Genomic DNA, 10,958 nt, shown 5'->3' with positions numbered 1-10,958 from the left:
AACTTTCACTGTCACATTGCTCGAAGATCATCCCTTCTTTATAGAAAGTGTCTTGATACGGAATTGTCGTCGTATCTTTACAAACTGTGCAGATCCAATGCATCAACGCTGTAGCCTGAAGTCGTCTTCAGGTTGCGACTAATCTGATGTGTATCAGTTTACGTTTAAAAACCAACAAAGTTGGCGACATATTTTTTAAGACAAACTGATTTATGTACCTGAGGTACAATTAAACGCAACAGTTTGCTTTGTTTGCCGATATAATAAGCCTTCGGCGTGGCATAATTCTTTGGGGACCTTCCCGTATCATGTGAGTCTTTAATTGAACAATCAAGTTCAGAAAAATCTGAAATGATTCAACTTTTACTCACAAACGATGGTTTCCGTGCGCTGACTATATCAAACCTTGCATCATCTGCCTATGGGCTAAGCTTATGTTTCTTGTGTAAAGCATAACCTAAGTGATCAGTTTTTAATCAATTTTAGTATTTTTTGGGTCATAGTAACTGTATGAATTCTACGCAACAATGGCAAAACGTCACTTGGTTTGAAGTGGATGAACATCAAGATGGACAACGCATCGATAATTTCTTGTTTAGTCGTCTGAAAGGTGTGCCAAAAAGCCGTATCTATCGTCTGATTCGTGAAGGCCAGGTTCGCGTTAATAAAAAACGCATTAAAGCAGAAACCAAACTTGCAATCGGTGACCAGATTCGCGTTGCGCCGATTCGCTATGAACAAAAAGATGAATCTGCAGCACCGGTTTCCGACAAAGTGGCACAAGGCTTATTGGCCCGTGTGATTTATGAAGATGAAGGTCTGATGGTCGTGAATAAGCCATCCGGGATTGCCGTGCATGGCGGTAGCGGTGTGGCCTATGGTCTGATTGAAGGCTTACGTGCAGCAACCGGTAAAAAGTATCTGGAATTGATTCACCGGATTGACCGTGATACTTCCGGTCTGGTGATGATTTCCAAAAAGCGTAGCGTGTTGAAAACATTACAAGATATGTTGCGTGAACATAAAATCAAAAAAACCTATGCCGCTGTGGTAAAAGGGCAGGTCAGTCTGGATAAACAGCTGATTGATGCACCTTTACATCGTTACGAGCTGGCCAATGGTGAACGTCGCGTCTGCGTGTCACCGAAAGAAGGCAAAGAGTCTAAAACCCAGTGGAACGTGCAAGAGCGTTTTATGCATGCCACGCTGGTGTATGCATCTCCGCTTTCTGGTCGTACCCATCAGATTCGTGTACACGGGTTGAGTATTGGTCATCCGCTTGTAGGCGATGAAAAGTATGGTCATGAAACAGAATATCGTGGGCCAAAACCACGCCGTTTGTGTTTACATGCAATGCGTCTGGAGATTCCGGGCTATCCAGCAATTGAAGCACCATTGCCGGAAGATATGCAGAGTCTGGTGGCGCAGTTAAGAGCGCAGAAAGCGGATAAACCGGCTGCTCAGTAAGGACTTATTTTTTTCTTTTAATAAATTCAATCCACCCTCATCCTCCTTTGAAAAAGGAGGGAATTCCCCTCTTTCTTAAAGCATAGGTATCTACACATCTATGAGATACCTAATGCCATTGTGGCTATCTCATTGAGTTCATCTATTGAATATTCCGAGAGCAGTTGAAGAGTGTTCAGTAAAATCGAAAGCCCTGCCAATAAGGCAGGTGCACTTTCCAACCTACCTCTTTTCTGCTGCCGACCTGAAAGACGGGTGAGAAATACACGAATTTTCTGATGGTGTTCATCTTCAGAACGCTGGATTCGCCAAGTTAAAACACAAGCCATACAGCTAATCAGTAACCGCCTTAAAATGGCTTCAGGTCTGGTCTGAAGCCATGCTTCAATATCATGACCTGCCTGCTTGAGCAGCTTGAAATAGCATTCAATTGTCCAGCGCCAGTAATACCAGGTCGTCATCTCTACCGTAGTAATCTCTGATGGAACATTGCTGATTAGTGACCATCTTGCGACGGTCTTATCCTGATCATCTTTCACTACGGCAACAATTAATCTGGCTTCAATCGCACTCCCTGGCTGGGGAGCAACCCGTTGGCCTGAATCGTCATTTCTCTTCGGTTTTGCTGCACGTGTTATCCGGATAGCAGTTTCTCCCACATGCAACATATGCCGGTTTCCTTTATAGGCAATCGGCTGGACCTGCTGCGTTTCTACTCGTTCTGCGGCTTCTGCAACTTTGCATGTTTTGCCCTGATGCTCAATTCGATGGCCTTCTTTCGCCCGAATCAGCCATTTAAAACCCTGGCTGCTCATTTCCCTTAGGTGGGCAATGGAGTCACCTTCACGATCAATGATATGAACACATGTTTTCTCAATGGGATATTGTTCAATCACTTTGATTTGTTCGGTAAGTGAATCTAGATGAGATTTGCGCCCAGCAGAGTGTTGACTGAATGTGGAATAGCAGCCTGAGGCATCTGATAGTGTCTGCGCCAGTGGCGCAATAGGTAGTCCCGAGGCTGCATCAACCAGCAGACTGCTTTGCAATTCATAGCCTGAATCATATTGATGGGTTCTTTGCAGGCGCTGAATTTTATGATGGTGTTTCACATACTGTAGCTGAGACCAGTCATGAACAATCAATGCATATTGATGCGGTGATGCCTTGATCTGTTCACATGCAAGATGTTCAATTGGCTGGTTTAACTGACTAAAAGAGATTTTGTCATTATTCAGGAATCGCCAGACCGCTTGTGTGGTTGCGAAACTCGACTTTTGGGCAGAAGCCAGGTCTTTGATTGCCGGAGCAAGTGAAGCAAGAGGGTTCATATTGAGCTTTACAAGGCTGTTATAGCGCTTGACAAGACGCTGATCCAGGCCAGAGATGTTAAATTGAAGAGCATGCTCTTCAATTTAACGCAAAGTTCAGGAATTGTGTAGATACCTATGTTCTTAAAGAGGGGCTAGGGAGAGGTGTTAAAGCTACTTAACCCTGAATCAAATCTAGGAAATCTTTATGAACACACCTGCAAAATTGGTCATTTTTGATTGGGATGGCACTTTATTTGATTCAGTTGGTCAAATCGTGGCGAGTTTGCAGTTTGCCGCACAGCAATTTCAGCAGCCTTTAACGAATGCAGATGCCAAAAGCATTATTGGCCTAGGTTTGCCTGAAGTCGCGCAGCGTTTATTCCCGGCAGTACCAGAATTACATACGGATATTTTGCAGGCTTATTCCGACCATTATGTTGCCAACTCGTCAGGAGATTCCTGGTTTGAAGGCGTAGCGCACATGCTCGCAGATTTACAGCAGCAAGGCGTAAAGCTGGCTGTTGCTACAGGTAAAAGTCGTAAAGGTCTGGATCGTGTATTGAAACAGACGAACAGTGAGGAGCTGTTTGTGACTACGCGCGCAGCCAGCGAAACCCATTCTAAACCTCATCCATTAATGTTAGAAGAAATTCTGGCGGAAACCGGTGTGCAGGCTGAACATGCCATCATGGTCGGTGATACGTCTTATGATCTGGAAATGGCGCAAAATATTGCCATGCCAAGTGTTGGCGTAAGTTATGGCGTACATGCGCCTGAACTTTTGGCTCAATTTAATCCAGTCTGTATCGTGGATGATGTGGCTGCTTTGCATAGTGCATTGTTGGCTAAAGTCCAATGGAAACCAGCAGTTTAATCCAGTATCTTGGTTGCAGTGCAAGGAATGTATTTCCCCGGTTTAAATTGGCTGGGGAATGCGGCAGATTTAAGCGCTGGTTCTTATCTTTTAGTCTAAAGTCGTAATTGTACTGATTTTATTCGGTCATATTACGGCAGTTATTTTGCTAAATAGAGATGTGTTTTAAATAATAAGATTTTGTTTTATTTCGTTTTTTATAAATTATTCTTATAGATAATAGCTATAGCAAAAAATAAAATAACTATTGGCACAAACGCCGGATTTTTCCCATCCTAAAACTGTTTATTCCTATGCTCGCTCTGAGAAAGGCAGTCCATGCGGATGATCAGCCTGATCATGTCCCTATTTTCTGTCCCTCTTAGATCCCGGCATAAGCCTAATTTTTGCAGTTTAAGGAAACATTGATGTCGAATTCTGCTGTTGTTGAATCAGTTGCACAAGCACTTCGTAGCGCTGAATTATCACAAACTGCGATTGCACCGATTCGCCCGGAACTTGGCGGTGAAAGTGCTGACGTAGATATCGCCTATGCCGTTCAGGAAGTGAATACCGAGCGTGCTTTGTCTGAAGGTCGCCGTCTGGTGGGTCGTAAAATCGGTTTGACGTCTAAAGTCGTTCAAGCGCAACTGGGTGTAGATCAGCCGGATTTCGGTATGTTATTTGCCGATATGGCTTATGGCGATGGTGAAGCAATTCCAGCCGGCCTTCTGATTCAGCCGAAAGTTGAAGCAGAAATCGCATTGGTGATTAACCAGGATTTAACCAAAGAAAAACACACGTATGCAGACATTATCAGCGCAACTGATTATGCACTGCCTGCAATTGAAGTGGTCGATAGCCGTATCGAAAACTGGAAAATTAGCCTGATTGATACTGTGGCGGATAACGCATCTTCTGCTGCATTTGTCTTGGGTTCTCAGCCGGTTAAGTTAGAAAAACTTGATCTTGTGAACTGCAAGATGGTGATGACGCGCGGTGAGGAAGTCGTTTCTCAAGGCGTGGGTAAAGCATGTCTTGCAAACCCATTGAATGCTGCTGTTTGGCTTGCAGATGAAATGGTGCGTCGTGGCCGTCCGCTTTTAAAAGGCGACATCATCTTGACGGGTGCTTTAGGTCCAATGGTTGTGGCGCAACCAGGTGATGAATTCAAGGTTGAAATTGAAGGCTTCGGTTCAGTAACCGCTGCATTCGCTGCTGAATAATCAAGATTCCAAGAGAGTACATTCATGAAAAAGATTAAATGTGCAATGATCGGTCCAGGGAATATTGGTACTGATTTGCTTTATAAATTACAACGTAGCGAATGGTTAGAGCCTGTTTGGATGGTGGGGATTGACCCGACTTCTGAAGGTTTGGCGCGTGCTGCGAAAATGGGTTTAAAAACCACAGCTGAAGGTGTCGATGGTCTGCTTCCTCATGTGATTGCTGATGACATCAAAATTGCATTCGATGCAACTTCTGCCTATGTCCATGCTGAAAACAGCCGCAAGCTGAATGAACTTGGCGTGTTGATGATCGACTTAACGCCTGCTGCGATTGGTCCATTTTGTGTACCACCAGTCAACCTTGAAGCATTGCTACAAGCGGGCGAAGTACCAAACGTGAACATGGTGACATGTGGCGGTCAGGCAACGATTCCGATGGTGGCTGCGGTTTCTCGCGTTCAACCTGTTGAATACGGCGAAATCATTGCAACTGTATCGACTAAGTCGGTTGGTCCGGGAACGCGTAAAAACATTGATGAATTCACACGTACCACTGCGGGTGCAATCGAGAAAGTCGGCGGCGCGAAACAAGGTAAAGCGATCATTATCATTAATCCGGCTGAGCCACCTTTAATGATGCGTGACACAGTACATTGCTTGGTTGAAGGTGAGCCGGATCAGGCAGCGATTACTGAATCTGTACATGCCATGATCAAGGAAGTTCAAAAATACGTACCAGGTTACAAGCTGGTAAATGGTCCGGTATTTGATGGCAACCGCGTATCAATTTACTTGGAAGTTGAAGGTCTGGGTGACTTCCTGCCGAAATACGCAGGCAACCTGGATATTATGACTGCAGCAGCTGCACGTACTGCAGAAATGTTCGCAGAACACGTGTTCAACACCGCTGAAGCTTAAAGGAATACCAAAATGTCTAAGATTATTGTTCATGATATGACTTTACGTGATGGTATGCACCCGCAGCGCCATCAAACGACTGTTGAGCAAATGATTGCAATTTCAACAGCACTTGATGATGCCGGCGTACCTTTAATTGAAGTAACGCACGGTGACGGCCTTGGCGGTTCATCAGTGAACTACGGTTTTGCTGCTGCAACGGATGAAGAATATTTATCCGCTGTTGTGCCACGTATGAAAAATGCAAAAATTTCTGCATTGCTTTTACCTGGTATCGGTACGGTTGACCATTTGAAAATGGCACATGAAATTGGTGTCTCTACCATTCGTGTGGCGACGCATTGTACTGAAGCGGATTGTTCTGAGCAGCACATCACCGCTGCACGTAAACTAGAAATGGACACCGTCGGTTTCTTAATGTTGGCGCATATGGCATCTCCTGAAAAATTGCTTGAAGAAGCAAACAAGATGGTGTCTTACGGTGCAAACTGTATCTATGTGACAGATTCAGCAGGTTATATGCTTCCTCAAGACGTTATTGATCGCGTAGGTCACTTACGTCAACACTTGGACCCAAGCATTGAGCTTGGTTTCCACGGTCACCACAACTTAGGTATGGGTGTATCGAATACTGTTGCTGCGGTTCAGGCAGGTGCAGTACGTGTTGACTTGGCATCTGCAGGTTTGGGTGCTGGCGCAGGTAATACGCCACTTGAACTGTTTATCGCTGTGGCAAACCGTATGGGTATGGACACTGGCGTTGACTTGTTCAAAGTACAAGATGTTGCTGAAGATCTAGTGATTCCAATGATGCACAACCCAATTCGTGCAGACCGTGATGCGGCTACTTTAGGTTATGCGGGTGTTTACTCTTCATTCCTGTTGTTTGCTAAACGCGCTGAAGCGAAATATGGCGTATCTGCACGTGAAATCCTGATGGAACTGGGTCGCCGTGGTACGGTAGGTGGTCAGGAAGACATGATTGAAGACCTGGCATTAACCATGTCTAAAGCGCGCGAGTTACAAGCTTAATTTTTAATGCATTCGTATTAAAATAAGGCTAATAAAAAAGCATCCGATTTGGATGCTTTTTTATTATTAAGTAGATTTAATAATATATTAAAACTCTGATCTCAGATATTTTAGTTATAGTGCTATGTGAAGATTATTTCAGTTTAATTTTTTCCTTAAACATAAAAACGATAAATAAAAAATATTATCTTAAAGTTTTTAAAAAAATTGCGCTTATTAATAAAGGAAACAGAAATTTGAATTAAATATCTGGTCAAATTTTTATTTTCATTAATCGGTTTAAAATCTAAGAGATTGAGTGCTTAAATCTGGGCCCGGAATATGCAGAGCTAAAAGAGCAAAAGTTTAATACTGTGGTCGGATTTTTTATTTAAACCGACTTGCGCATGATGGCTGCATGGATTTTATCAGCTGAATGGGGGAACTCATCATGCGTCGTCACAATTTATGGATTGCAATGCTTGCTGCGACAGCAACTTTAGGGACAACTGCAACGAATGCAGACTTTATTGACGACAGCAATGTTCAACTCAAATTTAAAAACTTTTATCTAGACCGTCAGTATCAAGATGACTATTCATCACGTAACTGGGGTTCTTGGTCACAAGGGGTGACTCTGGATGCCAAGTCCGGTTATCACGATATCGGTGGTGGTGTGCAGGTTGGTGCTGATGTACTGGTGCAACATGCAGTCAAACTCAACGGCCATGATAAAAATCCGGACTGGGTTTTACCGCACGATGGCAAAGAATCAAAAGATCATTTCGGTAAAGTCGGCGCGACCTTAAAAGCCAAAGTTTCACAAACTGAGCTGAAAGTCGGCGAGTTATTGCCTGTATCTCCAGTCTTGGTATTCGATCCATCCCGTCAGTTATTAACGACTTATAGTGGCGCTTGGTTAGAGTCTAAAGACCTTAAGGATACCAAGTTAACTCTGGCGTATATTGATGGTATTAACAACCGTTATGACAACCAGTTCCGTGACTTAACTAAATTTGCTCCACCAAGTTTCTATGATACGGGTGCTGAAGCTGATGGCATGTGGATTGCGGGTGTAGACCACCAGCTTACTAAAGAAGTAGGGGCGAGCTACTGGTATGCCGATGTTCAAGACATTTACCAACAGCATTATCTGGGTGTGAATTACAAAACTGCGCTCGGTGAAAAAACCAAATTAGATAGCCACATTCGTTACTTCGATAACTCGGAGTCAGGTGACAAGCTGTATGGTGAGATCGATAACCAGGCATTATCTGTCGCTGCAAAAGTGAATCATGGTGCACATAGCGTAGGTGTGGGTTACCAGCAAATGTTTGGTGATAGTGCATTCCCGACATTGGGTGGCTGGGTGCCACAGCCTTATCTGGCGAACTGGGGGGTAGCGACCTTTACCGCACCAGAAGAAAAGTCATGGAGTGTTTCTTATGGCTATGACTTCTCTGAAATGGGTGCAAAAGGCCTAAACGCAACAGCAGTATATTTCAAAGGTTATGATCAGAAAGGTACTGGGGCGTATCAAGGTCAGAACTTCAATACGGATGAAGTGAATGCCATCGTGAACTACACTGTGCCAGAAGGTAAATTAAAAGGTTTGGGTGTACAGGCGATGTATATTGATGTGAATTTTGCCAATCCAGCAAAACCAGACCTGCAAGAATACCGTGTCGCCACCACTTATACCCATAAATTCTAATACCCGTATATTTTAAAAGCAGTCAGTCTTCTGGCTGCTTTTTGGTTTAAGCGTTCCATTGTTGCATTAAAGGCTTAGATTGAGTAGGGTTTTATTTTAAATTGATATATAAAACAAATACTTAAATTATATCTATTTTGTAGGGTGCAATCGTAATTTTGTATCAGTTTGCTGCGGCTGAGCGGTTAATATAAGGGTGTACACAAGTCATTTTAATGAGTCAACTTGACGTCGAATTCTTGAAAATAGAGGGACACGCAAGCGAAAGACTGTAAGAGGAAGCAATATGAGCACTGTTCAAATCCCTGACTATCAAACAGATCCATTCTTTGGCTTAGAAGATAAATGGATTGAAACCGCTGAAGGCGAGTTGACCCATTACCACGAAATTGGTGAAGGTACGCCTATTCTATTTTTACACGGTTCAGGTACGGGTGTATCGGCTGCGGCAAACTGGTGGTTAAACCTGCCACAAATTGGTGAGCAGGCGCGTTGTATCGCGATTGATACCATTGGTTATGGCCAGACTGTAGTTGCACCGGGTACTGAATATGGTATCCGTGCCTGGGTAGATCATGCGATCCGTACGCTAGACGCTTTGGGTATCGAAAAAACCTGGTTGGTCGGTAACTCTCTGGGTGGCTGGTTAGCATTCCAGATGGCATTGGATTATCCAGATCGTATTTTGGGTATCGTGTCTATGGGTACGGGCGGTGCGAAACAGACAGCTGCACTTAAAGCTCACGCAAACCCAGTTCTTACAGAAGAAGGAATCAAGAAAACCCTTTCTATGTTTGTCGTAAACAAAGACCTGATTACTGATGAACTGGTAAAAGTACGTTTTGCTTCTGCTGCAAATGACTATGCATCAAATCGTTTAATGGATGTGGTTGGCGCACGTGACCGTGACCGTTTCGAATTCCCATTAGACTTCGAAAAAATGAAAGACATTACTGTGCCTGTACTATTGATTCATGGTACGCAAGACGTGGTGATTCCGGTTTCTCGTACTTGGGACATCCTGAACATCGTGCCAAATGCTGATGCACATATCTTCAGCCAATGCGGTCACTGGTCTCAAGTTGAAAAAGCAGATGAGTTCAACACTGTGATCAAAAACTACCTGGCTGTTCATGGCGTAAAATAAGTTTGATACAGTTTTAAAAAAGGATGGCTTTGGTCATCCTTTTTTATATCGGAAATATTTAAGGTAGCGCACCTAAGTGAGTTTGATTCTCATTTATTTGAATAAATATAAAAATCTAATAATTTTTATAGGCTTGAGCTATTTAAACTGAGAAAAATCCGAATGAAACTTTATTAGACTTAAGTGGTAAATGCAGTACATTTAGAGCTAAAAATACACAATTTGGGTCAAGGGCAAGTGAAAAATTTAAGCGCCAGAAATAGATTCTTTATTATAAAATAGAATTAAAAATGGATTCTTAAGCATAAAATAATAAAACAAAAAAAGCACATGCCTATCATAAGTTGAATGGCATATGCCTAATGCAGGGAAGAAATAGGATTAATTTTGTTCGCTACGGTTAATATCCAGATAGAACACACGGGTCAAAAGCTCAAGAAATTTGCTCACGACATAGGATTTGTTGTTTTTATGGTAGCTGACATACAGGTCTAAATAGGGCAACTCCACGTCCAGCGGACGAATCACGGTATTATCCATGGTTAGTGGTGCAATATAGCCAGGCAAAATGGTACAGCCTAGGCCCATTCCGATCGAGTTGATATTAAATAAAATATTATCGGCCTTTTGCACGATATTGAGTTCAATGCCGTTGGCTTTGGCAAAGTCCAGAATAGCCTGGTTCAGGGTCAAGGACTGCTCTGCTGATGGAATAATAAAATCAATACCATTCAATGCTTTAACAGGAATTCTTTCGTATTTTGCTAAGGGATGATCTTTAGGCAGGAGAAAAATCAGCGGTTCACGAATCACGAACTGGCTTTCAATTTCATCACTATTGAAATTATGACGGGTAAATGTCAGATCTAGATCACCTTTTTTTAACAAACGCATTTGCTCATTGTTGTTCAGGCTGAGCAGTTCAATTTTTAAATCCGAGTTCTGTACACGTAGATTTGGCAAGATATACGGGAAGATTTTCATCTCGGCCACCGGTACAAAACCGATGCGGAGCATTTGCTGCTTGGCCTGTGACACCTGACGTGCCATGGCAACGGCTTTGTCCGCCTGTGCCAGGGTGAGACGAGCCTGTTCCAGGAATACGGCGCCTTCTTCGGTCAGCTCTACTTTACGTTTGGTTCGGTTGAGTAGCTTTACCCCGACATCTTCTTCCAGGTCTTTGATTTGCTGGCTAAGTGAGGGTTGAGCCGTATAAAGTTTAAGTGCTGCCTTACTAAAATTGAGCTCTTCAGCAACGGTGATAAAGTAGCGAAGGTGTCGTAATTCCATGTCATCAACCCAAAGA

General features: G+C 43.2%; 9 protein-coding genes. 7 read left to right on the top strand and 2 right to left on the bottom strand.

The window, feature by feature from the left end; genetic code table 11:
- Nucleotides 1-510: 510 nt before the first annotated feature.
- Nucleotides 511-1,467: an RluA family pseudouridine synthase gene (locus F890_RS14760; RefSeq protein ID WP_005267520.1), complete on the top strand. Its 957-nt coding sequence runs from the start codon at nucleotides 511-513 to the stop codon at nucleotides 1,465-1,467.
- 98 nt (nucleotides 1,468-1,565) lie between these two features.
- On the opposite strand, the gene F890_RS14755 is transcribed toward F890_RS14760, so the two are convergent.
- Nucleotides 1,566-2,798 carry a transposase gene (locus tag F890_RS14755; protein WP_004730312.1) on the bottom strand — a complete coding sequence of 411 codons (1,233 nt, stop codon included), beginning with the start codon at nucleotides 2,796-2,798 and terminating at the stop codon, nucleotides 1,566-1,568.
- 187 nt (nucleotides 2,799-2,985) lie between these two features.
- Here F890_RS14755 and F890_RS14750 point away from each other — a divergent pair, with 187 nt between their 5' ends.
- From F890_RS14750 to F890_RS14725, 6 genes are all read left to right on the top strand, one after another.
- Nucleotides 2,986-3,654, top strand: a complete 669-nt coding sequence (locus F890_RS14750; RefSeq protein ID WP_005102977.1) for an HAD-IA family hydrolase — start codon at nucleotides 2,986-2,988, stop codon at nucleotides 3,652-3,654.
- A 407-nt stretch (nucleotides 3,655-4,061) separates the two neighbouring features.
- Nucleotides 4,062-4,859 carry a 2-keto-4-pentenoate hydratase gene (locus tag F890_RS14745; RefSeq protein WP_004647361.1) on the top strand — a complete coding sequence of 266 codons (798 nt, stop codon included), beginning with the start codon at nucleotides 4,062-4,064 and terminating at the stop codon, nucleotides 4,857-4,859.
- A gap of 24 nt (nucleotides 4,860-4,883) precedes the next feature.
- Complete coding sequence (locus F890_RS14740) at nucleotides 4,884-5,780, top strand: acetaldehyde dehydrogenase (acetylating) (RefSeq protein ID WP_004647362.1); 897 nt, start codon at nucleotides 4,884-4,886, stop codon at nucleotides 5,778-5,780.
- 12 nt (nucleotides 5,781-5,792) lie between these two features.
- A complete protein-coding gene (gene dmpG, locus F890_RS14735; protein ID WP_005102984.1) occupies nucleotides 5,793-6,812 on the top strand; it encodes a 4-hydroxy-2-oxovalerate aldolase in 1,020 nt (339 codons plus the stop codon).
- A gap of 430 nt (nucleotides 6,813-7,242) precedes the next feature.
- Entirely contained in the window at nucleotides 7,243-8,505 is a 1,263-nt protein-coding gene (locus tag F890_RS14730) for an OprD family outer membrane porin (RefSeq protein ID WP_004647364.1), read from the top strand.
- Nucleotides 8,506-8,791: 286 nt separating this feature from the next.
- On the top strand, nucleotides 8,792-9,652 hold the full coding sequence (locus tag F890_RS14725) for an alpha/beta fold hydrolase (RefSeq protein ID WP_004278523.1): 861 nt from the start codon (nucleotides 8,792-8,794) through the stop codon (nucleotides 9,650-9,652).
- 381 nt (nucleotides 9,653-10,033) lie between these two features.
- Here the strand turns inward: F890_RS14725 and hcaR are convergent, their stop codons facing one another.
- Nucleotides 10,034-10,942, bottom strand: a complete 909-nt coding sequence (hcaR, locus tag F890_RS14720; protein ID WP_004278522.1) for a DNA-binding transcriptional regulator HcaR — start codon at nucleotides 10,940-10,942, stop codon at nucleotides 10,034-10,036.
- Nucleotides 10,943-10,958 lie beyond the last annotated feature (16 nt).

This window comes from Acinetobacter sp. CIP 64.7 (genome assembly GCF_000369745.1).
Classification (GTDB): domain Bacteria; phylum Pseudomonadota; class Gammaproteobacteria; order Pseudomonadales; family Moraxellaceae; genus Acinetobacter; species Acinetobacter fasciculus.
Note: the sequence above shows the minus strand (reverse complement) of the source record. Positions and strands in the feature narration are given on the sequence as shown.

Excerpts from the sequence above, each read along its gene's own strand:
- F890_RS14760 (WP_005267520.1), top strand. The coding sequence starts at position 511 with ATGAATTCTACGCAACAATGGCAAAACGTCACTTGGTTTGAAGTGGAT.
- F890_RS14755 (WP_004730312.1), bottom strand. The coding sequence starts at position 2,798 with ATGAACCCTCTTGCTTCACTTGCTCCGGCAATCAAAGACCTGGCTTCT.
- F890_RS14750 (WP_005102977.1), top strand. The coding sequence starts at position 2,986 with ATGAACACACCTGCAAAATTGGTCATTTTTGATTGGGATGGCACTTTA.
- F890_RS14745 (WP_004647361.1), top strand. The coding sequence starts at position 4,062 with ATGTCGAATTCTGCTGTTGTTGAATCAGTTGCACAAGCACTTCGTAGC.
- F890_RS14740 (WP_004647362.1), top strand. The coding sequence starts at position 4,884 with ATGAAAAAGATTAAATGTGCAATGATCGGTCCAGGGAATATTGGTACT.
- dmpG (WP_005102984.1), top strand. The coding sequence starts at position 5,793 with ATGTCTAAGATTATTGTTCATGATATGACTTTACGTGATGGTATGCAC.
- F890_RS14730 (WP_004647364.1), top strand. The coding sequence starts at position 7,243 with ATGCGTCGTCACAATTTATGGATTGCAATGCTTGCTGCGACAGCAACT.
- F890_RS14725 (WP_004278523.1), top strand. The coding sequence starts at position 8,792 with ATGAGCACTGTTCAAATCCCTGACTATCAAACAGATCCATTCTTTGGC.
- hcaR (WP_004278522.1), bottom strand. The coding sequence starts at position 10,942 with ATGGAATTACGACACCTTCGCTACTTTATCACCGTTGCTGAAGAGCTC.